The sequence below is a fragment of the Paraburkholderia sediminicola genome, assembly GCF_046026675.1.
Taxonomy (GTDB): Bacteria; Pseudomonadota; Gammaproteobacteria; order Burkholderiales; family Burkholderiaceae; genus Paraburkholderia; species Paraburkholderia sediminicola_F.
Genome location: NZ_JAQQEY010000001.1, coordinates 2,391,208 through 2,417,412, shown reverse-complemented (window position 1 = coordinate 2,417,412; position 26,205 = coordinate 2,391,208). Strand labels below are relative to the sequence as shown.

24 protein-coding genes and 1 pseudogene are annotated in these 26,205 nt (G+C 61.2%); 17 read left to right on the top strand and 8 right to left on the bottom strand.

Going from position 1 to position 26,205, the window contains the following annotated elements; all coding sequences use genetic code 11:
* The first annotated feature begins 228 nt into the window (after positions 1 to 228).
* The 4 genes from puuE (at position 229) to PQQ86_RS10515 (ending at position 3,293) form a co-directional block, all read left to right on the top strand.
* On the top strand, positions 229 to 1,179 hold the full coding sequence (gene puuE, locus PQQ86_RS10530; protein ID WP_408198274.1) for an allantoinase PuuE: 951 nt from the start codon (positions 229 to 231) through the stop codon (positions 1,177 to 1,179).
* A complete protein-coding gene (gene uraD / locus PQQ86_RS10525; protein WP_408266354.1) occupies positions 1,176 to 1,697 on the top strand; it encodes a 2-oxo-4-hydroxy-4-carboxy-5-ureidoimidazoline decarboxylase in 522 nt (173 codons plus the stop codon). The genes puuE and uraD overlap by 4 nt, the downstream gene beginning before the upstream one ends.
* Positions 1,698 to 1,770: 73 nt before the next feature.
* A complete protein-coding gene (gene alc / locus PQQ86_RS10520) occupies positions 1,771 to 2,784 on the top strand; it encodes an allantoicase (RefSeq protein WP_408266352.1) in 1,014 nt (337 codons plus the stop codon).
* On the top strand, positions 2,781 to 3,293 hold the full coding sequence (locus PQQ86_RS10515) for an ureidoglycolate lyase (protein ID WP_408266350.1): 513 nt from the start codon (positions 2,781 to 2,783) through the stop codon (positions 3,291 to 3,293). Before alc ends, PQQ86_RS10515 begins: the two co-directional genes overlap by 4 nt.
* Before the next feature lie 160 nt (positions 3,294 to 3,453).
* Here the strand turns inward: PQQ86_RS10515 and PQQ86_RS10510 are convergent, their stop codons facing one another.
* The 4 genes from PQQ86_RS10510 to uraH all read right to left on the bottom strand — a co-directional run bounded on the left by PQQ86_RS10510 (position 3,454) and on the right by uraH (position 7,175).
* Positions 3,454 to 4,803 (bottom strand): type II toxin-antitoxin system HipA family toxin, encoded by a 1,350-nt coding sequence (locus PQQ86_RS10510; protein WP_408266348.1) that lies wholly within the window; start codon positions 4,801 to 4,803, stop codon positions 3,454 to 3,456.
* Positions 4,800 to 5,066 carry a helix-turn-helix domain-containing protein gene (locus PQQ86_RS10505; RefSeq protein ID WP_325045965.1) on the bottom strand — a complete coding sequence of 89 codons (267 nt, stop codon included), beginning with the start codon at positions 5,064 to 5,066 and terminating at the stop codon, positions 4,800 to 4,802. Before PQQ86_RS10505 ends, PQQ86_RS10510 begins: the two co-directional genes overlap by 4 nt.
* 256 nt (positions 5,067 to 5,322) lie before the next feature.
* Complete coding sequence (locus tag PQQ86_RS10500) at positions 5,323 to 6,516, bottom strand: urate hydroxylase PuuD (RefSeq protein WP_408266346.1); 1,194 nt, start codon at positions 6,514 to 6,516, stop codon at positions 5,323 to 5,325.
* Positions 6,517 to 6,821: 305 nt separating this feature from the next.
* On the bottom strand, positions 6,822 to 7,175 hold the full coding sequence (uraH, locus tag PQQ86_RS10495) for a hydroxyisourate hydrolase (protein WP_408198262.1): 354 nt from the start codon (positions 7,173 to 7,175) through the stop codon (positions 6,822 to 6,824).
* 516 nt (positions 7,176 to 7,691) lie between these two features.
* On the opposite strand from uraH, the gene PQQ86_RS10490 reads away from it, so the two are divergent.
* Positions 7,692 to 9,080 (top strand): 8-oxoguanine deaminase, encoded by a 1,389-nt coding sequence (locus tag PQQ86_RS10490; RefSeq protein ID WP_408266343.1) that lies wholly within the window; start codon positions 7,692 to 7,694, stop codon positions 9,078 to 9,080.
* 81 nt (positions 9,081 to 9,161) lie between these two features.
* Here the strand turns inward: PQQ86_RS10490 and PQQ86_RS10485 are convergent, their stop codons facing one another.
* Entirely contained in the window at positions 9,162 to 10,094 is a 933-nt protein-coding gene (locus PQQ86_RS10485) for a LysR substrate-binding domain-containing protein (RefSeq protein WP_012433318.1), read from the bottom strand.
* 251 nt (positions 10,095 to 10,345) lie between these two features.
* Here PQQ86_RS10485 and PQQ86_RS10480 point away from each other — a divergent pair, with 251 nt between their 5' ends.
* From PQQ86_RS10480 to PQQ86_RS10465, 4 genes are all read left to right on the top strand, one after another.
* A complete protein-coding gene (locus tag PQQ86_RS10480) occupies positions 10,346 to 11,947 on the top strand; it encodes an ABC transporter ATP-binding protein (protein ID WP_408266341.1) in 1,602 nt (533 codons plus the stop codon).
* Between the two features lie 82 nt (positions 11,948 to 12,029).
* Complete coding sequence (locus PQQ86_RS10475; protein WP_408266339.1) at positions 12,030 to 13,136, top strand: ABC transporter permease; 1,107 nt, start codon at positions 12,030 to 12,032, stop codon at positions 13,134 to 13,136.
* Between the two features lie 18 nt (positions 13,137 to 13,154).
* A complete protein-coding gene (locus PQQ86_RS10470; RefSeq protein ID WP_097392900.1) occupies positions 13,155 to 14,084 on the top strand; it encodes an ABC transporter permease in 930 nt (309 codons plus the stop codon).
* Between the two features lie 67 nt (positions 14,085 to 14,151).
* Complete coding sequence (locus PQQ86_RS10465; protein ID WP_408266336.1) at positions 14,152 to 15,246, top strand: BMP family ABC transporter substrate-binding protein; 1,095 nt, start codon at positions 14,152 to 14,154, stop codon at positions 15,244 to 15,246.
* 164 nt (positions 15,247 to 15,410) lie between these two features.
* Here the strand turns inward: PQQ86_RS10465 and PQQ86_RS10460 are convergent, their stop codons facing one another.
* Positions 15,411 to 15,617, bottom strand: a complete 207-nt coding sequence (locus tag PQQ86_RS10460) for a dodecin (RefSeq protein WP_074283352.1) — start codon at positions 15,615 to 15,617, stop codon at positions 15,411 to 15,413.
* A gap of 175 nt (positions 15,618 to 15,792) precedes the next feature.
* Between PQQ86_RS10460 and PQQ86_RS10455 the strand changes: the two genes are divergently transcribed.
* From PQQ86_RS10455 to PQQ86_RS10440, 4 genes are all read left to right on the top strand, one after another.
* Complete coding sequence (locus PQQ86_RS10455) at positions 15,793 to 16,758, top strand: NAD(P)-dependent oxidoreductase (protein WP_408266334.1); 966 nt, start codon at positions 15,793 to 15,795, stop codon at positions 16,756 to 16,758.
* A gap of 136 nt (positions 16,759 to 16,894) precedes the next feature.
* Complete coding sequence (locus PQQ86_RS10450; RefSeq protein ID WP_408266332.1) at positions 16,895 to 18,487, top strand: ABC-F family ATPase; 1,593 nt, start codon at positions 16,895 to 16,897, stop codon at positions 18,485 to 18,487.
* A gap of 250 nt (positions 18,488 to 18,737) precedes the next feature.
* On the top strand, positions 18,738 to 19,928 hold the full coding sequence (locus tag PQQ86_RS10445) for an NAD(P)H-dependent flavin oxidoreductase (protein ID WP_408266330.1): 1,191 nt from the start codon (positions 18,738 to 18,740) through the stop codon (positions 19,926 to 19,928).
* Between the two features lie 69 nt (positions 19,929 to 19,997).
* Positions 19,998 to 20,654 (top strand): OmpW/AlkL family protein, encoded by a 657-nt coding sequence (locus PQQ86_RS10440; protein ID WP_408266328.1) that lies wholly within the window; start codon positions 19,998 to 20,000, stop codon positions 20,652 to 20,654.
* Positions 20,655 to 20,792: 138 nt separating this feature from the next.
* Here PQQ86_RS10440 and PQQ86_RS10435 read toward each other — a convergent pair whose 3' ends face one another.
* Together PQQ86_RS10435 and PQQ86_RS10430 are read right to left on the bottom strand one after the other, a co-directional pair.
* Positions 20,793 to 20,996: a DUF1289 domain-containing protein gene (locus tag PQQ86_RS10435; protein ID WP_028199276.1), complete on the bottom strand. Its 204-nt coding sequence runs from the start codon at positions 20,994 to 20,996 to the stop codon at positions 20,793 to 20,795.
* Positions 20,997 to 21,190: 194 nt separating this feature from the next.
* Positions 21,191 to 21,447: pseudogene (locus tag PQQ86_RS10430) on the bottom strand (Nramp family divalent metal transporter); the annotation flags it as partial.
* Positions 21,448 to 21,962: 515 nt separating this feature from the next.
* Here PQQ86_RS10430 and PQQ86_RS10425 point away from each other — a divergent pair.
* From PQQ86_RS10425 to PQQ86_RS10410, 4 genes are all read left to right on the top strand, one after another.
* The gene (locus tag PQQ86_RS10425; RefSeq protein WP_200566077.1) at positions 21,963 to 23,063 is read left to right on the top strand and encodes a polyamine ABC transporter substrate-binding protein; all 1,101 of its coding nucleotides are present in this window, start codon (positions 21,963 to 21,965) and stop codon (positions 23,061 to 23,063) included.
* Between the two features lie 92 nt (positions 23,064 to 23,155).
* A complete protein-coding gene (locus PQQ86_RS10420) occupies positions 23,156 to 24,322 on the top strand; it encodes an ABC transporter ATP-binding protein (RefSeq protein ID WP_408266325.1) in 1,167 nt (388 codons plus the stop codon).
* The gene (locus tag PQQ86_RS10415) at positions 24,319 to 25,248 is read left to right on the top strand and encodes an ABC transporter permease subunit (RefSeq protein ID WP_408266323.1); all 930 of its coding nucleotides are present in this window, start codon (positions 24,319 to 24,321) and stop codon (positions 25,246 to 25,248) included. Before PQQ86_RS10420 ends, PQQ86_RS10415 begins: the two co-directional genes overlap by 4 nt.
* The gene (locus PQQ86_RS10410) at positions 25,248 to 26,066 is read left to right on the top strand and encodes an ABC transporter permease subunit (protein WP_408266321.1); all 819 of its coding nucleotides are present in this window, start codon (positions 25,248 to 25,250) and stop codon (positions 26,064 to 26,066) included. Before PQQ86_RS10415 ends, PQQ86_RS10410 begins: the two co-directional genes overlap by 1 nt.
* The last annotated feature ends 139 nt before the right edge of the window (positions 26,067 to 26,205 follow it).

The window sequence follows — 26,205 nt, the reverse complement described above, 5'->3', positions numbered from 1 at the left end:
TGTTTTGCTGCTGCTTCTGGTGCCGCTTTTTCAAGGCTGATTCCGCCCGCGCCGGCCTGCCTGTGCCTGCATTTGCCTGCTCGCAAGGCAACCGCAGGCAAATGCAGGCAAATGCAGGCAAACGCAGGCAAACGCAGACACACGCATGCAGAACGCACGCAAACCCACGTGCATGTCACGTGAGTTCCGCGCGAATTTTACGGTCCGTCACCACGCTTTCGTCAAACCATGCCACTCGACTCGAACTATCCACGTGATCTGATCGGCTACGGCCGCCACCCGGTGCAGGCGAACTGGCCGGGTCGAGCGCGCGTCGCGGTGCAATTCGTCCTGAACTACGAAGAAGGCGGTGAAAACTGCGTGCTGCACGGCGATCCGGGCTCGGAGCAGTTTCTGTCGGAAATCGTCGGCGCGGCGTCTTATCCGTCCCGTCACATGAGCATGGAGTCGATCTACGAATACGGCTCACGGGCAGGCGTGTGGCGCATCCTGCGCGAATTCGAAAAACGCGGCCTGCCGCTCACGGTGTTCGGCGTCGGCATGGCGATCGAACGGCATCCTGACCTGGGCCGCGCTTTCGTCGAGCTCGGTCATGAGATCGCCTGTCACGGCTATCGCTGGATTCACTACCAGGACGTGTCGCCGGAAAAAGAGGCGGAACACATGCGCCTCGGTATGGAAGCGATCGAGCGCATCACTGGCGAGCGGCCGCTCGGCTGGTACACCGGCCGCGACAGCCCCAACACCCATCGTCTGGTAGCCGAACACGGCGGCTTCCTGTATGACTCGGATTACTACGGCGACGATCTGCCATTCTGGATGGATGTCGAAGTGACGGGCGGCGCGAAGAGCCCGCAACTGATCGTGCCGTACACGCTCGACACCAACGATATGCGCTTTGCAAGCCCGCAAGGCTTCAACACCGCGGACCATTTCTTCACGTACCTGCGCGACGCATTCGACGTGCTGTACGAAGAAGGCGATGAGGCACCGAAGATGCTGTCGATCGGCATGCACTGCCGTCTGCTCGGCCGTCCGGGGCGCTTCCGCGCGCTGCAACGTTTTCTCGACCATATCGAACAGCACGATCGCGTGTGGGTGACGCGGCGCGTCGATATCGCGCGTCACTGGCGCGAACATCACCCTTACCAACAAAACAACCGCGGGGCAGCGGCATGAAGGCGATGCAATACACTCTGGATCAACTCAACAGCACCTCGACCGACGCGTTCGTCGCAGCGCTGTCGGGCATTTTCGAGCACTCGCCGTGGGTCGCGGAAATTGCCGCGGTACAACGGCCGTTTGCCAGCATCGACGAACTGCATAGCAAGATGTCGAGCATCGTCGAGACGGCCGGTGAAGAGAAGCAATTGGCGTTGATCAACGCCCACCCGGAGCTCGCCGGCAAGGCTGCCGTGCGCGGCGAGCTGACGGCCGAATCCACCCGTGAGCAGAGCGGCGCGGGCCTTGCCCAGTGCACGCAGGAAGAATTCGACAGGCTGGTGGCGTTGAACAGCGCCTATCGCGAGAAGTTCGGCTTTCCGTTCATCCTCGCGGTGCGCGGTTACGACCGCCACGGCATCATCGCGAACTTCGAGGCGCGCGTGAACAACAGCCGCGCCGACGAATTGCGCGCGAGCCTCGATCAGATCTACCGCATCGCACGTTTCCGGCTCGACGACCTGATCGACGCGTAAGGTTTTAACTACGCGTCGCGGACCTCGAACCGAAACGTTTTTTCAGTACCAACAAACATTAAGGAAGACAAAGATGGCACTCCCGATTCTCGACCCCAACGCACCGGAATTCACGCGCCGCTATGTGAACCTGGCGGACCCGCGTCTGGGCGCGCAGGCGCTCGAGGCCAGCGACGATTTCTTCGCACCGAAGGAACGCATGCTGAATCCGGAGCCGGCCGTCTTCATTCCGGGCAAGTACGACGACAACGGCAAGTGGATGGACGGCTGGGAAACGCGCCGCAAGCGCGCCAACGGTTATGACTGGTGCGTCGTGAAGCTCGCGCGTCCGGGCGTGATCAAGGGTCTCGACCTCGACACCAGCCACTTCACGGGTAATTTCCCGCCGGCGGCTTCGGTTGAGGCTGCGCGCGTCGTGGACGGCGTGCCGAACCAGTCGACGCAATGGACCGAAATCGTCCCGTCGACCACGCTGCAAGGCAACAGCCACCACTATCACGAAGTCAGCGACACGAACGCCTACACGCACTTGCGCGTCAACATCTACCCGGACGGCGGTATTGCGCGTCTGCGTGTGTATGGCCAGCCGCAAGTCGACTGGGCGGGCGCAAGCCGCACCGAGCAGTTCGATCTGGCCGCGATGGAAAACGGCGCGTATCTGGTCGCGGCGAACAACCAGCACTTCGGCGCTGCATCGACGATTCTGATGCCGGGCCGCGGCGTGAACATGGGCGACGGCTGGGAAACGCGTCGCCGCCGTGAACCGGGCAATGACTGGGCGATCGTCGCGCTGGCGCAACCGGGCGTGATCAGGAAGATCGAAGTCGATACGGCTCACTTTAAGGGCAACTATCCGGACCGTTGCTCGATCCAGGCCGCGTATGTGACGGGCGGCACGGACAGCTCGCTGATCACGCAAGCCATGTTCTGGCCGGTGCTGCTGGGCGAACAGAAGCTGAAGATGGACAACCAGCACTATTTCGAAAGCGAAATCGCTGCGCTGGGTCCGGTTACGCACGTGCGCTTCAACATCATTCCGGACGGCGGCGTGTCGCGTCTGCGTCTGTGGGGCACGCTCACATCATGAAAACGCTGGCGATCGAACCGTTGACGAAGGACGCGTTCGCCGCATTCGGCGACGTGGTCGAACTCGAAGGCGCGAAGCAGATTCCGATCAATCTCGGCACCACGATCCGCTATCACGATCTCGCGAAAGTGGACGTGACTGACGAGAACGGCCGCACACTGGTGAACCTGTTTCGCGGTCAGCCGCGCACGCTGCCGTTCGAAGTGAAGATGCTCGAACGTCATCCGCTGGGCAGCCAGGCCTTCGTGCCGCTGAACGACAAGCCGTATCTGGTGGTCGTGGCGCCGGCGGGCGAGCTGGATCCGAAGCAGATTCGTGCGTTCGTGACGAGCGGCTGGCAGGGTGTGAACTACGCGAAGGGCGTCTGGCACCATCCGCTGATCGCGTTGGGCGACGTGAGCGACTTTATCGTCGTCGATCGCGGCGGCGACGGGTTGAACCTGAACGAGCAGGATCTGGCCGAATCGCTCTGGCTGACTGAAGATGCGTTGAGCGCGGTGACCGTTTGAGGTCGTTGCCTTAGCTTGCGTTAGCGTAGTACGTTGAGCAGGCTGGTTATAAAAAAGCCGCCCGTGATGAACTGCACCCCAAAAGTTGGACACCCGTCCAACGATTTTGGGGTGTTTTTTCATTTGCGGACCACCACACTGCGGGGCGCAATCTCGTTGGTCAGTTGCGCTTGCCGAGAAGCGGTGAATGCCCGATGACTTCACGCGCATGTTCAGCCGGCTCCGGTGCGGAAAATCCCGCCGCTTCGATCGCCGGTTTGAGTCCTTTGAACTGCAAGCTCTTCTTCGGCGATCGCAACGACGCCATACCATCGTCCCACGCATGCAGCATCTGCTTGGCGACGTTGCGCCACTGCGGCTCGTTGCGCGCCGCTTCAATCAACTCGTGACCGACGGCGACGGCCGAGTCGCATAACGCTTCGACCATCTGTGCGTATTGCCGCGGCGCGATTCCCATGCGCGTGTTGAAAAATCGCTCGAGCGTTTTGCCGGCCGCCCAGGTTTTACGTCCGTCGATCGGCAGGCCCGGCGGATTGGCCGCGAAACGTGGATAAGCCTGCGTCGTGACGATGTCGTAGACGGGCGTAAACGCGACGTCGTCCACCGACGTGTAAAACAGCGCGACATTCTTTGTATGGCAGTCCGCGTTGCGCACGACGTAGTTCGTCAGCAAGTGCCAGCCGAGATGCTCGAGTTGCTGTCGCATGCTGTCGCGATCGAGCAGGTAGGCGCGTGCGGCATTGAGCATCTTTTCGCTGGTCGAATTGTATTTTTCGTGCGGCGGTAGGCCCAATAGACCGCACATGTCCTCCACGCCGTACGCGGGCAGTCCATGCGCATCCACGTCGAAACGCTCGACGATCAACGCGCGCCCGTCGTCCGACATCTGCGTGCGCGCGACCGGCGCTACGCCGAGCCGTTCGAGCACGCGCATCGAGTAGAACTCGTTGAAGCCGAGAAACGGCGTGTTGTCGTCGGAGCCTTTGACGATGTGGCGGCTCGTTCGGATTGTTGGTTTGCCGAGCGGCATCGGGGCGGACGCGCCGGAAGCTTCTGCCTGCGGCGCGATGAACTTCGGCACGGCGCCCGAGATAGCCGCGCGCGCATATTCGCGCACCAGTGAAGCAAAATGTTCGGCCGTGTTGTCACCATGCAGGATGTCCTGCACGTCTAGCGCTTGCAGTTCGGTGCCCGGCACGACGCCTTCGGGCGTCACGGTGACGCGGCCAATCCCCATGGCGCCGACTACGGCAAGCAGCGACAGATCGGTGCCGTCGAGTAGGGGACCGAATTGCTCGCGGATCAGATTCAGCAGGTAGCCTTCCGGCAGGTTCTGCCGGAAAAACGGATGCAGGTCGCGTGGCCAGCGCCAGGCTTCTTCGCGTACCGGCATGGTCAGACTGACGAAGTCGGTCGCCGTCGCATCACGGTTGTATTTGAGGACGTAGTCGTCGCGCTCGCGAAACAGCGTAGCGACGTGCTTGCCCAGTACCTGAACGTTGAGCCTCATGAGTCCGCGTCCGGCATGCGTTGTTCAGCCAGGATATCTTCGAGCGTCCGCCCGTGACCGTGCGCGACGAACTTGAGGTCGTAGCCGGCCGCTTCGAGCAGGCGCACCAGCACCGACACGCTCATATCGTTTTTGGCTAGCGTTTCCATGCGTGCGACGGTCGTACGGGCGACGCCCGCGCGGCGCGCCAATTCCTCTTGAGACAGGTGACTTTCGCGCCGAACGGTCTTCAGCATGTCCGATACGTCAGCGAGATTGGTCATTTGTGGCCCCAGGGCGTCAAATTGGCAGATATTGGCCATATTGTAGCCTATAGGACACAGTATAGTCTTTCGATTTTGTGCCTTATGGGCTACATTTTATCGAATATCGCTGAATTTGTGCCTCATGGGCTACAATTCACCTTATCATTCTGATAAGCCGTCCGGACCGAATGACTAACAAAAAAGCGGGCTTCCCGCTCGCGCGAAAAGTCCGCTTCATGCTCTGCAAAGCCGGGCGCAACGCCCGGCCAGCGCATTACTTCACCGCACCGCCTTCGAACCACGCGGCGATCTTCATTCGTTCGTCGTCGGTCATATGCGTGACGTTGCCCAGCGGCATCGCCTTCAAGGTCACTGCCTGCTGGTAAATCCGCTGCGCGTTCTGCGAGATCTCGTCCGGCGTATCCAGCAACACGCCAGCCGGGGCGCTGCCCATCATTGTCGGATGGGCGGAGTGGCATGCCACGCAGCGTTGTTGCAGCACCGGCGCGATATCGGCCACCTTGATGCTCGGCGCATTCGCAGCTTGTGCTTGCGGCACGACCGGCTTCGGCATCGTCGAGAAGAGGGCGGCGAACATCAGCACGATACCGACCAGCGGCAGATACCACAGTACCTGGCCACGGTGACGCATCACGAAGAACTGGCGAATCAGCGCGCCGGCCAGCATGATCATCAGGAGCACGACCCAGTTGTACTGATTCGTGTATGTCATCGCGTAGTGGTTCGACAGCATCGCGAACACCACCGGCAGCGTGAAATACGTGTTGTGCACCGAACGTTGCTTGCCGCGCTTGCCGTAGATCGGGTTCGGGGTTTCGCCCTTGAGCATCGAGGCAACCATCTTGCGCTGACCTGGGATGATCACGAAGAACACGTTCGCCGACATGATCGTTGCCAGCATCGCGCCCATGATCAGGTAAGCCGCGCGGCCCGCGAAGATGTGGCACGCGAGGTACGCCGCGACCACCACATAAATGCCGACGCAGATGCCGAGTACCTTGTCTTTGTTGCCGAGCAGACGGCACAGCGAGTCGTAGACGATCCAGCCTGCGGCGAGGAAGCCGAGTGCCGAAGCAACCGCGACCACCGGACCCATGTCGAGCACGTTCTTGTCGATCAGGTACGTGGACGGCGAGAGCAGATACAGCACCGTGAAGAGGCTCGCGCCCGACAGCCACGTGGTGTACGACGGCCACTTGGACCAGTGCAGATCGTCCGGCATTTCCGGCGGCGCGACGGTGTACTTCTGCATGTTGTAGAAGCCGCCGCCGTGCACGTGCCACAACTCGCCGAACACGCCGCGCTTGCGCTGGTTCGGGTCCGTAGGCGGTTTCAGGCTGTTGTCGAGCGCGACGAAGTAGAACGATTCGCCGATCCACGCGATGGCGACGATGACGTGAAACCAGCGCAATGCCAGGTTCAGCCAGTCAGTGATAAAGCCTTCCATGAAACTCCTCCACTTCTGATTCGTTGTACGCGCAACGACGCCTGTGCCTTGATTGCGCCTTCGGGACCCGGTTGATGGGTTGTCGGCATGCACGGTGTCGCTGCGCAGACTGCGGGGTGAGAGACGCGGTGCGCTCAGTTCGCACAGCGCCGTTTTTTATTGGAACTTCGGGTCGAGTCGCTCGCGTTCGATTGCGCTTCGCGGGTGTCTCCAAGGATCCGCACAGTGCAATCGGGCGCGCTCGCACATACAGCGCGACTTCAACCTCGTCTTCCTCCAACGCCTATCGATATGCTCCGTTCGGCTTAACTGCCCCGATAGGTGCTGTACGACCACGGCGACACCAGCAGCGGCACGTGATAGTGCGCACCGGCATCAGCCACGCCGAAGCGCAACACGACGCGATCGACAAAACGCGGCTCCGGCACCTTCGTGCCGATCGATGCAAAGTAGTCGCCGGCGCCGAACACGAGTTCGTATTCGCCCGGGACCAATGCGTCGCCTTCGAGCAGCGGCTGGTCGCAGCGGCCGTCGTCATTGGTGGTGGTGGTTTTGAGCGCGCGGCGGGTGTCGCCGGTGAGCGCGAAGAGTTCGACCTTGATGCCCGCGCCGGGACGGCCGTTCGCGGTGTCGAGCACGTGGGTAGTGAGCTTTCCCATTCGCAATTTTCCTTATGTGAATGCGAGGTTTCGGCGGCGGCCCGATCCAGAATACGTTGCGGCGGATCGAGGCTCCACGTCAGTGGCTACATACCCGTCGGCGAATTGAAGCGAGCGCCGTGGCAGCCATTGTAAAAAGGATGTTCACGTCAGCGCGCGCGAGATAGGAAAGATAATACCTGGCGCATGACAGACAGCCTGTTGAAAGCCACATTGAGTCGATTCATTCGACTATTGCCGTGCAATTCGATCGTACCGGCGCCAAAAAAGGCCCACTATATCGGCAGCGTGAGGTTGGGTATCGCACTGGCGCGAGTTGTCAGCATTATTTTGACCGTCGAAGGTTACACCTGTGCGCCGCAGCAAACACAAGTGAAGCGCGGCACACCCCGAAGACGGCGGAAACACGCTGGGTAACCGGGCCAACGGCGTTCGACGGGACGCGGCGGCACGGTTGGCGTGCCGTTACATCGCGTTCGAACGGCTTTGCACGGAAGCAATGAAGCGGAGAAACGAATGACGATGGAGCAGACGGCTATCAAGCCGAAGAAAACGATGTTGGTAAAGCACGCGGACATGCTGGTCACGATGGACGGCGCCCGGCGCGAACTGCGCGACGGCGGCATGTATATCGAGGACAACCGCATCGTCGCGGTCGGACCGACGGCGGAATTGCCGCAAACGGCCGACGAAGTGCTGGACATGCACGGCCACCTGGTGATTCCGGGGCTGGTAAACACGCACCACCATATGTATCAGAGCCTGACGCGCGCGATTCCGGCCGCACAGAACGCCGAGCTATTCGGCTGGCTGACCAACCTCTACAAGGTGTGGGCGAACCTCACGCCGGAGATGATCGAAGTCTCGACCTTGACGGCGATGGCCGAGCTGTTGCTATCCGGTTGCACGACCTCGAGCGACCATTTGTATATCTACCCGAACGGCAGCCGCCTCGACGACAGCATCGTCGCGGCAGAGCGGATCGGCATGCGTTTTCATGCAGCGCGCGGCAGCATGAGCGTGGGGCAGAAGGACGGCGGTTTGCCGCCGGATTCGGTGGTCGAGCGTGAAGCGGACATCCTGAAGGACACGCAGCGGCTGATTGAGACGTACAACGACGAAGGACGCTACGCGATGTTGCGTGTCGTGGTCGCGCCGTGCTCGCCGTTCTCGGTGAGCCGCGATCTGATGCGCGAATCGGCGGTGATGGCGCGGCATTACGGTGTGTCGCTGCATACGCACCTGGCGGAGAACGTCAACGACATCGCGTATAGCCGCGAGAAGTTCGGCATGACGCCGGCGGAGTATGCGGAAGACCTCGGCTGGGTCGGTCACGACGTGTGGCACGCGCACTGTGTGCAACTCGACGACGCGGGCATCGAACTGTTTGCTCGTACGGGTACCGGCGTTGCGCATTGCCCGTGCTCGAATATGCGGCTGGCGTCGGGAATTGCGCCGGTCAAGCGGATGCGCCTGGCCGGTGTGCCGGTAGGCCTGGGCGTCGACGGTTCGGCCTCGAACGACGGCGCGCAAATGGTCGCCGAAGTGCGCCAGGCGCTGCTGCTGCAGCGAGTCGGCTTCGGGCCGGATGCGATGACCGCGCGTGAAGCGTTGGAGATCGCGACGCTAGGCGGCGCGAAGGTGCTCAATCGTGACGACATCGGCGCACTGGCGCCGGGCATGGCGGCGGATTTCGTGTCCTTCGATCTGCGTCAGCCGCTGTTTGCGGGCGCGTTACACGATCCGGTCGCGGCACTGGTATTCTGCGCGCCGTCGCAGGTGAGTCATAGCGTGATCGGCGGCAAGGTGGTGGTGAAGAATGGTCAGTTGACGACGCTGGAACTCGGACCGGTCATCGAGCAGCACAACCGGTTGGCGAAGACGCTGTACGAAGCGGCAGCCTGATGACGGAGTAAGGGCGAAGTAGAAGAAGCAGGTCTATCGGCATCCACAAAGACGGGATGCCGATAGAGCGCGGCGCAAAGATTAAGGCTTGTCGATCAACGTTTTGGTCGCTTCGGCGACCAGGCTGCGCAGCCAGCGCACTTCGTCGGAGTAATGCACGCGTTCGTGCCACAGCTGGTAGTACTGCATCGGCGGGAAATCGAGCGGTGCGGGCACCACGGTCAGCGGCAGGAACTTGGCGTAGTAGTCGGCAAACAGGCGCGTCGTTGTGAAGATCAGATCGGACTTGATCAGCACGTAAGGCGCCAGATTGAAGTATGGCAACGTGACGACCACGTGACGCTTTAACCGTTCGCGCGCGAGATGCACGTCGATCGCGCCGCGTTGGCCCACCGAGTAAGGAGTAGGCGCAAGATGCGGCGCATTCAGGTACTGGTCGAGCGTCAACCCGCCGCGTTTGGCGAACGGATGCGCATTGCTCATCAGGCAGACGATCTGGTCGACGAACAGGTTCGACAGGTGCAATTGCTCTGGCGGTTCCGGCCAGTTGCCGACCACGATGTCGAGCTTGCCGTCCTCGAGCGCGAGTTCGTAGTCGAACGCCGGCCCGAGCGAGTGAAACTCGAGCGTCGCGTTCGGCGCGGCCTGACGAAAGCGCTCCACCACCGTCGGCACGAACAGCACGTTCAGGTAGTCCGGGCAGCCGATCCGGTAGCAACGAATGGACGTGGCCGGATCGAAGTTGTGCTGCTGGAACTTGATGCGTTCGATCTCGCGCAGCGCGTTTTGCACCGGTTCGAGCAGGCGCAGGCCGTACTCGGTCGGCACCATGCCGGATTTGCCGCGCACCAGCAGCGGGTCGCCGGTGATGTCGCGCAAACGGCGCAGGGCCGCGCTGATGGCGGGTTGCGATTGATTCAGTTTGACGGCCGCGCGCGTGACGCTGCGTTCCATCAACAGGGTGTGCAAGACGCGTAATAGATACGTATCGATCGCCTCGCGTTGCTGACTCATGACTTCTCCGAAATATATGTTCTGGCTGATCGAACGGGCGTGGGTATATATGGCTTTTAATATGAACACAAAGCCACGTCAAGAGTGGGATACCCGCAGAGCACGCTGCGACGGGGGTTTGCGGGGAATTTTGACGGCTCGACTGGGCCGGTCGATTTAGGTATTGTCATCCGGTTGTGGTGACGGATCGTCTGCTGACAGGGCGGGCGGACGCGCTGTAACCGGCAGTCTCTGACGTACTACGGAATCACATGAGCGACTCTTCTTATAGCGACGGCGCCGCCGCGCAGCCGGCAAACAGGCCGGAACAGGCGGCGCCCCGGTTGATGCTTCATGGCATCACCAAACAATATCCGGCCGTACGCGCCAACGACGACGTCACGTTGATCGTCGCGCCGGGTGAAATCCATGCCGTGCTCGGCGAAAACGGCGCCGGCAAAAGCACGTTGATGAAAATCATCTACGGCGCGGTGCGTCCCGACGCCGGTGAGATCCAATGGGAAGGCCAGCCGGTCGAGATCGCGAGCCCCGCTGCGGCGCGCAAGCTTGGCATCGGCATGGTGTTCCAGCATTTTTCGCTGTTCGAGACGCTCACGGTCGGCGAAAACATCGCGCTCGCGCTCGACGAACCCTTCGATCTGAAGACGCTCTCTAAACGCATCCGCGAAGTCTCCGCTGACTATGGCCTCGACATCGACCCGCAACGTCATGTGCATAGCCTGACGGTGGGCGAGCGGCAGCGCGTCGAAATCGTGCGCTGCCTGCTGCAGAATCCGCGGCTCCTGATCATGGACGAACCGACTTCGGTGCTCACGCCGCAAGCGGTCCGCAAGCTCTTCGCGACGCTGCGGCGTCTTGCGGCGGAAGGTTGCAGCATCCTCTATATCAGCCACAAGCTCGACGAGATCCAGGAGCTGTGCGACACCGCCACGGTGATGCGCGGCGGTCGCGTGACGGGTCACGTGAAGCCGAAAGCAGAAACACATGCGTCGCTCGCGCAGTTGATGGTCGGCCATTCGCTGCCGGATTACACACGCCGCGAACATACGCCGGGTGCTGTGCTGCTCGACGTGAAGCAGTTGTCGGTGGAAAGCGACGATCCGTTCGGCACGTCGCTCAATAACGTGTCGTTTGGCGTCCATGCTGGCGAGATCTTCGGCATCGCGGGTGTGTCGGGCAACGGTCAGGCCGAATTGCTATCGGCACTCTCCGGTGAAAAGCGCGGTACGCGTGCCGATGCGGTCACGATCTGCGGCAAGGCGGCAGGGCGCCTCGGCGCAGGTGGGCGGCGTTCGCTCGGTTTTGGTTTCGTGCCGGAAGAGCGCCTCGGCCGCGGCGCAGTGCCGGCGATGACCTTGTCGGAAAATGCGCTGCTCACCGCGCATCGCCAGCAGATGGTGAACTCCGGCTGGATCAAGGCGGGCGCGATGCGCGCCTTCGCCAAGCGTTGCATCGAAGCGTTCGACGTGCGTTGCGGCGGCTCGGAAGCGTTGGCGCAAAGCCTGTCCGGCGGCAATCTGCAGAAATACATCATGGGCCGCGAGATTCTGCAGGCGCCCAAGGTGCTGGTGGTCGCACAGCCGACCTGGGGTGTCGACGTCGGCGCGGCGGCGTTCATTCGTCAGCAGTTGCTCGACCTGTCCGCTCGCGGCGTGGCGATTCTGGTGATCTCCGAAGAACTGGAGGAGTTGTTCGACATCTGCGATCGCATCGCGGTGCTGGCCGGTGGCAGACTCTCGCCCGTGCGCGCTACGGGAGCGACTAACGCCGAGGAAATCGGCCGCTGGATGGCGGGCCTGTTCGGCGACCGCGAGGGCGCGGCGCCGTCGGCGGAACAGCCGGCGCATGCCTGAACATATCGATGCGTGATCGGATGGCTGATCAACGCTAAAGCACCAGAACCAGATATAAGCACTCACATAAGCACACGCTCCCATGATTCTTCCGTATCGACTCGAAGCACGCACGACGCCCTCGCGCACGATGCAGCTGGCCGTGCCGCTGATCGCCGCGTTGCTCACGCTCGCGATCGGCTTCCTGATCTTCAGCCTGGTCGGCCGTGATCCGCTCGAAGCCATGCACGCGTTTTTCATCGAACCGCTCTCCAGCGTGAACGGCTGGTCCGAACTGCTGCTGAAGGCTTCGCCGTTGTGCCTGATCGGCCTCGGCCTCGCGATCGGTTATCGCGCCAACGTCTGGAACATCGGCGCTGAAGGACAGATGCTGCTTGGCGGCATCGCCGCCAGCGGCGTCGCGATCTATTTCGATCAGGCCAGCGGCTGGTGGATCCTGCCGACCATGATGATCGCCGGCGTGCTCGGCGGCATGGCGTGGGCCGCGATTCCCGCGCTGCTGAAAAGCCGCTTCAACACCAACGAGATTCTCGTCAGCCTGATGCTCACGTATGTGGCCACGCAGTTGCTGATCTATCTGGTGAGTGGCCCGTGGCGCGATCCGCAGGGCATGAACTTCCCGCTTTCGGAGATGTTCAGCGGCGACGCCCTGTACCCGACCTTTTCCGGCGACTGGCACTGGAAATGGCTGCGCGGCACGCGGCTGAACGCATCGGTGTTCGTCACGCTGATCGCGATTCCGTGCGTGTGGCTGTTCATGCGCAAGAGCTTCGCGGGCTACCGGATGAACGTCGGCGGTCTCGCGCCGCTCGCCGCGCGCTACGCCGGGTTCTCCGACAAGAAAACCATCTGGACGTCGTTGCTGATCAGCGGCGGTCTGGCGGGTCTCGCCGGGATGGGCGAGATCGCAGGTCCGATCGGTCAGTTGCAGGCGACATGGTCGCCGGGCTATGGCTTCACCGCGATCATCGTCGTGTTCGTGGGACGGCTGCATCCGGTCGGCATCGTGCTCGCGAGCTTGCTGATGGCGCTGCTTTACCTCGGCGGCGAAGCGGTGCAGACCTCGATGCAATTGCCGCAGGCGCTCTCCGGCGTGTTCCAGGGGCTGCTGCTGTTCTGCCTGCTGGGTGCCGACCTGTTCGTGAACTATCGCGTGCGCCGGCGTTCCGCCGCCGCGCAAGCCCACTGATTTTCCCGGCGGATCTCCATGGATATTCAACAAGCCAGCGCGCTCACCTCGAGCGCCGTCACCGCCGCAATTCCGCTGATGTTCGCGGGCGCGGGCGAACTCGTCACCGAGAAATCGGGCGTGCTCAACCTCGGCGTCGAAGGCATGATGCTGATGGGCGCGGTGACCGGCTACGCGGTCACCGCCATTACCGGCAACCCGTGGCTCGGCGTGGTCGCCGCGATCGGCGCGGGGCTCGCAATGTCGATGCTGTTCGCGTTCCTCACGCTGACCATGCTCGCCAACCAGGTCGCCACCGGCCTGTCGCTGACGATTTTCGGCATTGGCCTGTCGGCGTATGTCGGCAAGCCGTACACGTCGGCTGCGGTGCGCGCCACGATCGACACATGGACCATTCCGGGTCTCTCTAAGATCCCGGTGCTCGGACCCGCGCTCTTCAGCCTCACGCCGCTCGATTACCTCGCGTTTCTGATGTTCGCGGTGATCTGGTGGTTCCTGTATCGCACGCGCGCCGGCCTCGTGCTGCGTTCGGTCGGCGAATCGCCGCAAGTGGCGCACTCGGTCGGCTTTCCGGTGGTCGGCGTGCGTTACGGCGCGGTGGCCTTCGGCGGCGGCATGGCGGGTCTCGCCGGCGGCTATTACTCGATCGTCAACCTGCACTTGTGGCAGGAGCAGCTGACGTCGGGCCGCGGCTGGATCGCGCTCGCACTGGTGGTGTTCGCGACATGGCGCCCGGGCCGTCTCCTGATCGGTGCGCTCCTGTTCGGCGCCGTGACTGGCCTGCAGTTTTACGCTCAGGCCATCGGCGTGCCGGTGCCGACGCAGTTTCTGGCGATGCTGCCGTATGTCGCGACCGTCGTCGTGCTCGTGCTGATTTCGCGCAACCCGAACACGATTCGTCTGAATGCACCCGCGTCGCTGGGCAAGCCGTTTTTCTCTGCGGGTTGACACGCTTGTCGCTTCATATGACCGACCACACGTTTCAAATCAATCGACAAACACGACAGGAGAAAACATGAAGAGAAGAAATCTGCTGACCGCCTTCGCATGGGGCGCGGCCTCCCTGGCGCTTGCCGCGCTGCTCGCGCAATCCGCGCAAGCGGCCGACGCGCCGGGCGTCGCGTTCGTCTACCTCGGCAATCCGGGCGACGCCGGCTGGACCTTCGCGCACGATCAGGGCTCGAAGGAAGCCGAAGCGAAGTTCGGCAACAAGATCAAGATCACCCGCATCGAGAACGTGCCGGAATCGGCCGACTCGGAACGTGTGTTCCGCGATCTGGCGAACAAGGGCAACAAGATCATCATCGGTTCGAGCTTCGGCTACCAGGACTTCGAACTGAAGGTCGCAAAGGACTTCCCGGATACGGTGTTCCTGCATGCAACCGGCTACAAGAAGGCGCCGAACTTCGGCACCTATGACGTGCGCATGTACCAGGGCGCCTACCTGGCAGGCGTCGCTGCAGGCTATGTGACGAAGACCAACACGCTCGGCTTTGTCGCATCGGTGCCGATTCCTGAGGTGATCCGCAACATCAACGCGTACACGCTCGGCGCGCGTTCGGTGAATCCGAAGATCCACACCAAGGTCATCTGGATCAACAGCTGGTTCGATCCGGGCAAGGAAAAGCAGGCCGCTGAAACGCTGATCGGCCAGGGTGCCGACGTGCTGCTGCAAAACACCGATTCGAGCGCGACGCTCGCGACTGCATCGGAAAAGCACGTGCATGCGTTCGGTTGGGATTCGGATATGAAGAAGTTCGGTCCTGAGGCGCACCTGGGGTCGGTGGTCGCGCACTGGGGCGTGTATTACAACTCGGCTATTCAGCAGGTGCTGGACGGCAAGTGGAAGAACGATCCGGTGTGGTGGGGGATTCCGCAGAAGGCCGTCAATCTTGAAGACCTGAATACGTCGGCGATTTCGGCTGATGCGCAGAAGCAGGTGGCGACGAAGCGCGACGACCTGGCTGGCGGCAAGTGGGACGTGTTCACGGGCCCGATCAAGGATCAGTCCGGCTCGGTGAAGGTGCCGGCAGGCAAGACGCTGACCGATCCGGAACTGCAACGCCTGAACTGGTATGTGGAAGGCGTCGACGGTACGCTGCCGAAGTAATCTGGCTTGCGCGAATCATCGAGAACGAATCGCGCAAGGATTGACCGGGTAACGATCGACCAGGCGGCGGTCTCAGCAACCGCTGCTTCAAGACGCTGCGTCCAGTACGGACGCAGCTTTTTTTTGCTTCAGATTTATGCGCCGAAGATGTTTCAGGCGAAGCGCTAGTCGATGCGCAGGCCGACCTTGATGGTCACCTGCCAGTAGGCGACCTTGTCGTTCTCGATCTGGCCCCGCGTTTCCGTTACCTCGAACCAGTGCAGATTGCGCAGCGTCTTCGACGCTTTTGTAATCGCGGTGCTGATTGCGTCGTCGATCGATTTGGTCGATGAGCCGGTCAGTTCGATTTGTTTGTAGACATGTTCTGACATGAACTTCCTCCTTTGACCTTCGTTGGTGTGCAAAAAAAGTATAGGCAATGGATCGCCATTGACATCGCTCGTATGGGCAAGTCATCCCGCACATCGCGTGCCCGATATGCCGCCGCGAAGCGAGGCCGTTATGATGTCCGCGCAACTCAAATCTGAAACCTGACGAGGCTTGAAAGTGGAAATTGGTTTTTGCGGTCCCGGTCTGATGGGCGCGCCGATGATCCGGCATCTGCTGCGCGTGGGGCATACCGTGCACGTCTGGAATCGCACGCGAGCCAAGGCGGAAGCGTTGCTGGTAGACGGGGCCAAAGTGGTCGATACACCTCGCGAACTGGCCTCGCGGTGCGAGGTGGTGCTGCTGTGCGTCGCGGATGCGGCGGCGGTCGAAGAAACGGTGTTCGGCGCAGAGGGACTGCTGAGGGTGGAACCCACCGCGCCGAGGCGCGTGCGCTGGATCGTCGATCACTCGAGCATTCCGCCGGCCGCGACGCGCGCGTTCGCGCAGCGCGCGGCGGCGGTGGCTGCAGTTGCGGGGGAAGGTCCGATTGCTGCTACGGGTGAGGGTGGGCGAGAGCGCGAATCCGCAGGCACAGGCGCCACAGGCGTCGGCTGGATCGACGCGCCGGTATCCGGCGGCGTAGCGGGCGCGACGGCGGGCACGCTAGCGATCATGGCGGGCGGTGCCGCAGCGGACGTCGAGGTGGTCACGCCACTCCTCGGCGCGTATTCAGCCCGGGTCACGCACATGGGCGAGGTCGGTGCGGGGCAAACCACCAAGCTCTGTAATCAGACCATCGTCACCGCGACCCTGGCGGCGATCGCCGAGGCCGTGAGCCTTGCGCAGCGCAGCGGCATCGACGCCTCAAAACTGACACAAGGCCTCGCCGGCGGCTGGGCCGATTCGGTGCTGCTGCAGATTTTCGTGCCGCGCATGACGCAAAGCGGTCTCGCGCCGATCGGCGCATTCCGTACGTTCCAGAAAGACATCGACACGGTCGCCGCGACGGCGTACGAGACGGGTACGCCGATGCCGGTTTCGTCGACGGTTCAGCAACTGCTGCGGCTCGGTGCGGCGATGGGGCTGTGCGAGGCCGATCTGTCGGCCTTCATCGACGTTTTGCAGACGCCGCGCGGCGGCTAGAAGGCACGCGGGGAGGCGCGAGCCGGGCGTGAAAGCGGCGTCGAAACGCGCGCGCACGGCGCTCGCGTGGGTTAGATTCGCGATAACCTGCTAAAATATTGGGTTGTTCGCCGATATCACATTCAAAGGACGCGCCGTGCTGTCTACCGCCAATATCACCATGCAATTCGGGCCAAAGCCCCTCTTCGAGAATATCTCGGTCAAATTCGGGGGCGGGAACCGCTATGGCCTGATTGGTGCGAACGGCTGCGGCAAGTCCACCTTCATGAAGATCCTGGGTAGCGATCTGGAACCGAGCTCGGGCAACGTGATGCTCGAACCGAACGTTCGCCTTGGTAAGCTGCGCCAGGATCAGTTCGCGTACGAAGACGTGCGCGTGCTCGACGTCGTGATGATGGGGCACGCCGAAATGTGGGCCGCGATGACCGAGCGCGACGCGATCTACGCGAACCCGGACGCGACTGACGACGACTACATGCACGCCGCCGAACTCGAAGCGAAGTTCGCCGAGTACGATGGCTACACTGCCGAAGCGCGCGCGGGCGAGTTGCTGCTCGGCATCGGCATCGCGATCGAAGACCACAATGGCCCGATGAGCAACGTCGCACCGGGCTGGAAACTGCGCGTGCTGCTTGCGCAGGCGCTGTTCTCGAAGCCGGACGTGCTGTTGCTGGACGAACCGACCAACAACCTGGACATTAACTCGATCCGTTGGCTGGAAGACGTGCTCAACCAGTACAACTCGACGATGATCATCATCTCGCACGATCGTCACTTTCTGAACCAGGTCTGCACGCACATGGCCGACATGGACTTCGGCACGCTGAAGGTCTATCCGGGCAATTACGACGATTACATGCTGGCCAGCACGCAGGCGCGCGAGCGTCAGCAGAATGCCAACGCCAAGGCGAAGGAACGTGTCGCCGACCTGCAGGACTTCGTGCGCCGCTTTTCGGCGAACAAGTCGAAGGCGCGTCAGGCCACCAGCCGTCTGAAGATGATCGACAAGATCAAGATCGAGGAATTCAAGCCGTCTTCGCGGCAGAATCCGTTCATCCGCTTCGAGTACGAGAAGAAGCTGCATAACATCGCGGTGGTGGCCGACAAGATCTCGAAGAAGTACGAGCGTCAAATCTTCAACGACTTCAGCGTCAGCGTGCAGCCGGGCGAGCGTATCGCGATCATCGGCGAGAACGGCGCGGGTAAGACCACGCTGCTGCGTTCGCTGCTCGGCAAGCTCACGCTCGATCACGGGACCGTGAAGTGGGCTGAAAACGCGAACGTCGGCTACATGCCGCAGGATACGTATGAAGAGTTTCCGACCGACGTCACGCTGATGGACTGGATCGACGGCTACCGTCAGGAAGGCGACGATGAGCAGATGGTGCGCGGCACACTCGGCCGTCTGCTGTTCAATGCCGACGACATCCGCAAGTCGGTCAAGGTGCTCTCCGGTGGTGAGAAGGGCCGCATGATCTGGGGCAAGTTGATGCTGGGCCGTCACAACGTGCTGCTGATGGACGAGCCGACCAACCACATGGACATGGAGTCGATCGAATCGCTGCAGATCGCGCTCGACAAGTACGAAGGCACGCTGATTTTTGTGTCGCACGACCGTGAGTTCGTGAGCGGCCTTGCGAACCGGATCATCGAAGTGAAAACCAACGGCACGCTGAACGACTTCGGCGGCAACTATGAAGAATTCCTGACGAGCCAGGGCGTGCAGTAAGCGCTTTTTGCTTCACGGTGTAGTGTAAGAAAAAGCCCGCTTCTTCGAAGCGGGCTTTTTTCATGGTGGGCGTCTTGCACGCCGGCTCTGGTTTGTCCGTCCGTACGAATCAATCTCATCGCGAACTGACCAACGTCAACCAACCGGTCTCAAAATCAAACGGGCAAACAGCCTCATTGACCCAAAGCAACGCACGTCGCGCCCGACGATCGATTATCACCGTTTCGATCGTCCACCCATCGGGTCGTCAATGCATACCTCTCACTCTTTCCCACCACTCGTTATCCGCGGCCGCTCGCTGCTTCCGATCGTCCAAGGCGGCATGGGCGTTGGCATCTCGGCTCACCGGCTGGCCGGCAGCGTCGCCCGCGAAGGCGCACTCGGCACCATCGCCAGCATCGACCTGCGCCACCATCATCACGATCTGATCGAACGCTGTCGGCAATCCCCTGATCGGGCGACGCTCGAACAGGTGAACCTCATCGCGCTGGCGCGTGAAATCCACGCCGCCAGGGCACTCAGTGAAGGCCGCGGCATGATCGCCGTCAACGTGATGAAAGCGGTCAACGCGCAGGCGGAGTACGTGCGCGTCGCCTGCGAAAGCGGCGCCGATGCAATTGTCATGGGCGCTGGCTTACCGCTCGATTTGCCGGACATGACCCAGGGCCACGACATCGCGTTGATCCCCATCCTGTCGGATAGCCGCGGCGTCGCGCTGGTGCTCAAGAAGTGGATGAAAAAGGGCCGTCTGCCCGATGCCGTCGTGATTGAACATCCGGCACACGCAGGCGGCCATCTCGGCGTGACTAACCTCGCCGACCTGCACGACCCGCGCTTCGAATTCTTGCGTGTGCTTGAGGAACTCGATGCGGTATTCACGTCGCTTGGTTTGCGTCGGGAAGACGTGCCCTTGATCGTCGCGGGCGGCATCAATAGCCACGAAGCAGTGCGCGAATTGCTGAGCGCCGGTGCCAGCGGCGTGCAGCTCGGTACACCGTTCGCCGTGACCGAAGAAGGCGACGCGCATCCGAACTTCAAGCGCGTACTGGCCGAAGCGACGCCCGACGACATCGTCGAATTCGTCAGCGTGACGGGGCTGCCCGCGCGAGCCGTAAAAACACCATGGCTGACGCGCTATCTGCGTCACGAAACAAAAATCCGCGAGAAGATCGGCGCGCTCAAACACGTCTGTCCGACCGCGCTCGAATGCCTCAGCGTGTGTGGCTGGCGCGACGGTGTCGAGAGGTTCGGCCACTTCTGCATCGACACGCGACTCGCCGCGGCATTGCGCGGCGACGTGGCCAATGGCCTGTTCTTTCGAGGGCGCGAAGCCTTGCCGTTCGGCACGGCCATTCGCAGCGTCCACGACCTGATCGAACTGCTCCTGACCGGCGCGACGCGACCCGCTGTCGCAGGTCGTTGGGCGTTCTCGCTGGGTTGATACGGGTCAACGTGAAACCTGACAGGAACTTCGACAATCCCCGCACGCAAACAACACTCGGGGAAGCACATGAAGCACTTGCTCAGGAACAGAATCAAGGCCGTTGTCGTCGCGACGTGCCTGCTAGGCGCAGGCGCGCTGGCGTCGCCGGCGCAGGCTGCCGGCGACGACCCGATGAACGGCATTCACGCCGGCGACGTACTGGTGCGTCTGCGTGCAATCAGCATCATGCCGAACGTTGGGACCAACCAGTCGCTGTCGGCGCTCAATGTAGGCGTCAACAACGCCATCGTGCCGGAGCTGGATCTGACCTACATGATCCGCGACTACCTGGGCGTCGAGCTGATTCTCGGCACATCGCGCCATCAGTTGACGTCGAGTCTCGGCAATCTCGGCGGTGTGAACGTGTTGCCACCCACGCTGCTGCTGCAATATCACTTCAACCACGCGGGGCGTATCCGTCCGTACGTCGGTGCGGGTTTGAACTACACGTTGTTCTATAACAACGGCTTGAGCGCAGGCGGTCAGCCGATCTCGATCACCAACCATAGCTTTGGTCCCGCGTTGCAGGCCGGTGTGGACGTGCAGTTGACCAGGTCGCTGTTTGTCAACGCGGACATCAAGAAGATCTGGATGCACACCGACGCAACGCTTGGGGGTCAGCCGCTTGGCCGGCTGAATATCGACCCGGTGGTGGTCGGTTTGGGTGTCGGTATGCGGTTCTGATTGCCACCTGCGAGAATCTGGGTTCGTCACGCAAAAAACGCCGGAATGTCCGGCGTTTTTTATTGCAACCGCGATTCCAATCGGGAGACGGGTTTTCCGGCAGCAGGGCCGATGCGGGTGGCCACGGCGCGCGGGAGACTACAGCTTGTCGTTCTTGAAACGCATGGCGGTGCCGTCCTGCTCGATGCGTACCCACACTGCGCGTTTTTCCTCGTCGCTCAGGAATACCCAGTTGGACACTTCGGTGGCGGTGCGGCCGCAACCTTTGCAGACCTCGTCGAAAAGCGTGGAACAGACACCAATGCACGGGCTGTCGGGAAGATCGTGGAGATTCGAAGCCATCGGAAACCTTGGGGCGGAGAAGCAAAGTTCCGCTATGTTAGCCGATGCGGCCATCGGGTCCCGGAGTCGCGCTCGTCGTGGCACAGAGGCGTGCAGGGTTGGCAGTTTCCACCGCCGCTTTCGCTCCAATTAGAATTCCGCCCGTCAGCGCGATGCCGTACCCGATTCGCGCCAGCCAGTGCTGCCGGTTGTTGCAGGCGAGTTGCCAGCCATTCGGGCCGCGCCAGCGCCAGTTCGACCACGAAGCACAGGCCGACAAAGCCGATCAGCGCCGCGATCACCGCCTCGAGCCGGCGGCGAGCGCCGTCGCCCAGTTGCCCGGATCGATATAGCCGACCGCGATCAGGGCTCCCGCGCCGACGAACGAAAACCAGTGCGCGGGGCGTGCCGGCCCACCGTCCGGCAGACGCCGGCGGCGGTTAGGTCGCAACGCGGACGGATTCGTGTTCATCGACGCCTGGAGGCTTAAGACTGCACCCGTTTGCAAGTGACGTGCCCGCAGCGAACCCGACACGCGACGCAGTGAGGCCAAGGGGCAAGACATGCCCGCGTGGTTTGCGCCGCGCCGTCTACAAGGCTCTCTGCGCTATTGTGCACCGTGGCGCGACGGGTGGCTTACGCTCGCATCGAGGTTAGCTGTAAGGCATAAGATTCGCAGAAAACGGCCTCTGGCTGCCGCCTTGATGCGAACCCGGTGGGGCGCGGCCGCCGCAACTTGACAACGAGATAACACCGGGGCTGCCACTGGTGTTTTTTTCGGGTAGACACGCGCCGATAACCCGCTAAAATTGCGCCCATTTTGTAGCGGCGCGGCTCACGCTGTACCGTTTGCGCGACAGCCCAGCATTTTTTTTGGTGCGCGCAATAATTAATGGTAGTTTTCGGATTTTTCAGGGGAGCCGTGTGCGGTGTGCCGCGGCGTGGTTGAAGACAGCCGGCTTGGGCCGGCCAGGATCGGAGAACGGGATGAAAAGACGGGTAGTAGGACAAGTGGCGGCACTGGTTCTGTGCGCAACACCGTGGTTGACGGCTGCTGCGAAAGACACGCAGCTCAACGTGTATAACTGGTCCGATTACATCGCCAAGGACACCATTCCGAACTTCACCAAGCAGTCCGGTGTCCAGGTCAAATACGACAACTACGACAGCGACGACACGCTGCAAGCCAAGCTCCTCACCGGCAGTTCCGGTTACGACATCGTCGTGCCGACCAGCAACTACGCCGGCAAGCAGATCGCCGCGGGCATCTTCGCGCCGCTCGACAAATCGAAGCTGCCGAACCTGAAGTACCTCGATCCCTCGCTGATGGCTCTCGTGGCCGGCGCCGATCCGGGCAACAAGTACACGGTACCCTGGGCATACGGCACGACCGGTCTCGGCTACAACGTTACCAAGGCGCAGCAGATCCTCGGCAAGAACGTGCCGCTCGACAGCTGGGACGTCCTCTTCAAACCGGAAAACATTTCGAAGCTGAAGACCTGCGGCGTGTCCGTGCTCGACGCGCCGGACCAGATGTTCGCCGCCGCGCTGCACTATATCGGCAAGGATCCGATGAGCACGAACCCGGCCGACTACCGCGCCGCGCTCGAGATGATGAAGAAGATCCGCCCGTACATCACGCAGTTCAACTCGTCGGGCTACATCAACGATCTGGTCGGCGGCGACGTGTGCTTCGCATATGGCTGGTCGGGCGACGTTGTGATCGCCAAACATCGTGCGGTCGAGGCGAAGAAGGCCTTCAAGATCGAGTACTACATTCCGAAGGGCGGCGCCCCGGTGTGGTTCGACGTGATGGCGATTCCGAAGGACGCGAAGAACAAGGAAGCCGCGCTCGAGTGGATCAACTACATCGAAACGCCGCAGGTTCACGCCGCGATTACCAACGCCGTCTACTATCCGAGCGCCAACCTCGAAGCGCGCAAGTATGTGGACAAGGATGTGGCGAACGACCCGGCCGTGTACCCGTCGCCTGAAGTCATCAAGACGCTGTTCCTGCTGAAGCCGCTGCCGCCGGAAATCCAGCGTCTGCAAACGCGGCTGTGGACTGAATTCAAGTCCGGCCGCTGATTCGCTGCCAGAGTGAACGCGTAAGTATCATCAAGAAGCCCTCGGTATCCACCGGGGGCTTTGTTCGTCAAACGCCGGAGTAAAGCATTGTGATGAGTAGTGACCAGTCGGGCGCGATGGCAGGGACCGCCGTGCCGTCCCCGGGCCTGAACGCCGAAGCAGGCGATGCAGCAGAGAATTTCGTTCAGATCGTCGACATCGTGAAGAAGTTCGGCGAGACCGCAGCGGTCAAAGGGGTCAACCTGTCGGTGAAAAAGGGCGAGCTGTTCGCACTGCTCGGCAGTTCCGGTTGTGGCAAATCGACCTTGTTGCGCATGCTGGCCGGCCTCGAATCGATCACGTCGGGCAAGATCCTGATCGATGGCGAAGACCTCGCGCAATTGCCGCCTTATCGCCGGCCGGTCAACATGATGTTCCAGTCATACGCGCTGTTTCCGCACATGACGGTCGAGGCCAACGTCGCTTTCGGCCTGAAGCAGGAAGGTGTGCCGAAGTCTGAACTGAAAGACCGCGTGCAGACCGCCCTCGATCTCGTGCAGATGGGCCGTTTTGCGAAGCGCAAGCCGCATCAGCTCTCCGGCGGTCAGCAGCAGCGTGTGGCGCTCGCGCGCTCGCTCGTCAAACGGCCGAAGCTGCTGTTGCTCGACGAACCGATGTCCGCGCTCGACAAGCAGATCCGTCAGCGCACGCAGATCGAACTGGTCAACATTCTCGACAAGGTCGGTGTGACCTGCATGATGGTGACGCACGACCAGGAAGAGGCGATGACGATGGCGGACCGTCTTGCCGTGATGAGCGAAGGCGAGATCATCCAGCTCGGCACACCGCACGAAGTGTACGAATATCCGAATTGCCGTTTTTCGGCCGAGTTCATCGGTTCGACCAATCTGTTCGACGGCAACGTCGTCGAAGACGAACCCGATCACGTGTTCATCGAAACGCCCGACTTGCCGGTCCGTCTGTACGTCAGCCATGGCATCACCGGGCCGCTCGGCATGCCGGTGACGATTTCTGTGCGGCCCGAGCGCATCGCGCTCACGCGCAAGCCGCCTGAGGGTGCGTACAACTGGGGCAAGGGCGTGGTAACGAATATCGCCTACATGGGCGGCTATTCGTTGTACCACGTGAAACTCGACGCCGGCAAAACGGTGATCGCCAACGTGACGAGCCTTGCCTTGACGGAGATCGATCCACCCACCTGGGGCGACGAGGTGTATGTGCGCTGGAGCGCATCGGCCGGCGTGGTGCTGACGTCATGAAGCGCTCGATCAGTTCTCTGGCGTCGTGGCCGGTGCGCCGTTTCAACCTGACCGCCCGCACTGCGGTGGTGGCCGGGCCGTTCATCTGGCTGCTGCTGTTTTTCCTCGTGCCGTTTCTGCTGGTCGTGAAGATCAGCTTTGCCGACTTGCAGCTTGGCATTCCGCCTTATACCGAACTCGCCAAATACACGGATGGTGTGATTCACGTCGCGCTGGACCTGTCGCACTATGCGTTTTTGCTGACCGACAGCCTCTATTTCGCGACCTATGTGAATTCGGTGGTGGTGGCGGGGATATCCACGTTGCTGTGTTTGCTGATCGGTTATCCAATGGCGTATTACATCGCACGATCGAATCCGGCGAGTCGCAATCTGCTGATGATGGCGGTGATGCTGCCGTTCTGGACGTCGTTTCTGATTCGCGTGTATGCATGGATCGGGATCCTGAAGAACAACGGCTTGCTGAACAACTTCCTGATGTCGACCGGACTGATCCATACGCCGATCGAGTTGTATCACACAAACACCGCGGTTTATATCGGCATGGTGTATTCGTACCTGCCGTTCCTCGTGATGCCGCTGTACGCGCATCTGGTGAAGATGGACATGACCTTGCTGGAAGCTGCGTACGACCTGGGTGCGAAGCCGTGGCGGGCGTTCTGGCAGATCACCTTGCCGCTGTCGAAGAACGGCGTTATTGCCGGGTGTTTGCTGGTATTCATTCCGGCGGTAGGCGAGTATGTGATTCCGGAATTGCTGGGCGGCGCGAACACGCTGATGATTGGCCGGGTGATGTGGAATGAGTTTTTCGACAATGCCGATTGGCCGATGGCGTCTGCCGTGACGTGCGCGATGGTGTTGTTGTTATTGGTGCCGATGGCGTTTTTCCAGTACGCGCAGGCGAAGGCGATGGAGGAAAGGCGCTGATGAAGCCGAACCGGATTTTGCAGATCATTGCTTTGGGGATCGGGTTTCTGTTCCTCTACATTCCGATCGTGAGTCTGATTGTGTATTCGTTTAACGAATCGCAACTGGTCACGGTGTGGACGCGATTTTCTACGCGCTGGTACGCGGCGTTGTTGCAGGACGACGAGTTGATCGCGGCTGCGTGGTTGTCGCTGCGGGTGGCGCTGCTGACGGCGTTTGCTTCGGTGATTATCGGCACGTGGGCCGGGTTTGTTCTGGCCCGGATGGGGCGGTTTCGCGGTTTTACCCTTTACACCGGGATGATCAATGCGCCGCTGGTGATTCCCGAGGTGATTCAGGGGATCTCGCTGCTGCTGTTGTTCATCGAAATGGCCAAGTGGTTGGGGTGGCCCGCCGGGCGTGGCGTTTTCACGATCTGGATCGGGCACGTGATGTTGTGTATTTCGTACGTGGCCATCATCGTGCAGTCGCGGGTGAAGGAGTTGAATCCTTCGCTTGAGGAAGCTGCGCTGGATCTTGGGGCTACGCCGCTGAAGGTGTTTTTCTTCATTACGTTGCCGTTGATTTCGCAGGCGCTTATTTCTGGGTGGTTGTTGTCGTTTACCTTGTCTATCGATGATCTGGTTTTGTCGGCGTTTTTGTCGGGGCCTGGGTCGACGACGCTGCCGCTGGTTGTTTTTTCTCGTGTTCGGCTTGGGTTGAATCCTGAGATGAATGCGTTGGCTACTTTGTTTATTGCTGTGGTTACTGTTGGGGTTGTCGCTGCTAACTATTTTATGCAGAGGGTCGAGAGGAAGAGGGCTGTTATGGCGGTGTAGGTTTTTTTCTTGCGCGGCGCTTGTTTGTCAGTGTTCTTAGGGTGTTGGCCTTTCCTTGTTTTGTTAGTGGTCTATTAGCGTTGCCCCTGTGCGGGGCGGCATCTACGAGGGTGTAATTAGTTTTGTGTAAACGGTCATT

Bases quoted from the DNA above. Each gene is read 5' to 3' on its own strand.
- PQQ86_RS10485 (WP_012433318.1), bottom strand. From the start codon at position 10,094: ATGAGTCAGCAACGCGAGGCGATCGATACGTATCTATTACGCGTCTTG.
- PQQ86_RS10460 (WP_074283352.1), bottom strand. From the start codon at position 15,617: ATGTCAGAACATGTCTACAAACAAATCGAACTGACCGGCTCATCGACC.
- PQQ86_RS10480 (WP_408266341.1), top strand. From the start codon at position 10,346: ATGAGCGACTCTTCTTATAGCGACGGCGCCGCCGCGCAGCCGGCAAAC.
- puuE (WP_408198274.1), top strand. From the start codon at position 229: ATGCCACTCGACTCGAACTATCCACGTGATCTGATCGGCTACGGCCGC.
- PQQ86_RS10515 (WP_408266350.1), top strand. From the start codon at position 2,781: ATGAAAACGCTGGCGATCGAACCGTTGACGAAGGACGCGTTCGCCGCA.
- PQQ86_RS10465 (WP_408266336.1), top strand. From the start codon at position 14,152: ATGAAGAGAAGAAATCTGCTGACCGCCTTCGCATGGGGCGCGGCCTCC.
- PQQ86_RS10490 (WP_408266343.1), top strand. From the start codon at position 7,692: ATGACGATGGAGCAGACGGCTATCAAGCCGAAGAAAACGATGTTGGTA.
- PQQ86_RS10470 (WP_097392900.1), top strand. From the start codon at position 13,155: ATGGATATTCAACAAGCCAGCGCGCTCACCTCGAGCGCCGTCACCGCC.
- PQQ86_RS10420 (WP_408266325.1), top strand. From the start codon at position 23,156: ATGAGTAGTGACCAGTCGGGCGCGATGGCAGGGACCGCCGTGCCGTCC.
- alc (WP_408266352.1), top strand. From the start codon at position 1,771: ATGGCACTCCCGATTCTCGACCCCAACGCACCGGAATTCACGCGCCGC.
- PQQ86_RS10410 (WP_408266321.1), top strand. From the start codon at position 25,248: ATGAAGCCGAACCGGATTTTGCAGATCATTGCTTTGGGGATCGGGTTT.
- PQQ86_RS10435 (WP_028199276.1), bottom strand. From the start codon at position 20,996: ATGGCTTCGAATCTCCACGATCTTCCCGACAGCCCGTGCATTGGTGTC.
- PQQ86_RS10475 (WP_408266339.1), top strand. From the start codon at position 12,030: ATGATTCTTCCGTATCGACTCGAAGCACGCACGACGCCCTCGCGCACG.
- PQQ86_RS10445 (WP_408266330.1), top strand. From the start codon at position 18,738: ATGCATACCTCTCACTCTTTCCCACCACTCGTTATCCGCGGCCGCTCG.
- PQQ86_RS10440 (WP_408266328.1), top strand. From the start codon at position 19,998: ATGAAGCACTTGCTCAGGAACAGAATCAAGGCCGTTGTCGTCGCGACG.
- PQQ86_RS10505 (WP_325045965.1), bottom strand. From the start codon at position 5,066: ATGACCAATCTCGCTGACGTATCGGACATGCTGAAGACCGTTCGGCGC.
- PQQ86_RS10510 (WP_408266348.1), bottom strand. From the start codon at position 4,803: ATGAGGCTCAACGTTCAGGTACTGGGCAAGCACGTCGCTACGCTGTTT.
- PQQ86_RS10425 (WP_200566077.1), top strand. From the start codon at position 21,963: ATGAAAAGACGGGTAGTAGGACAAGTGGCGGCACTGGTTCTGTGCGCA.
- PQQ86_RS10415 (WP_408266323.1), top strand. From the start codon at position 24,319: ATGAAGCGCTCGATCAGTTCTCTGGCGTCGTGGCCGGTGCGCCGTTTC.
- uraH (WP_408198262.1), bottom strand. From the start codon at position 7,175: ATGGGAAAGCTCACTACCCACGTGCTCGACACCGCGAACGGCCGTCCC.
- uraD (WP_408266354.1), top strand. From the start codon at position 1,176: ATGAAGGCGATGCAATACACTCTGGATCAACTCAACAGCACCTCGACC.
- PQQ86_RS10500 (WP_408266346.1), bottom strand. From the start codon at position 6,516: ATGGAAGGCTTTATCACTGACTGGCTGAACCTGGCATTGCGCTGGTTT.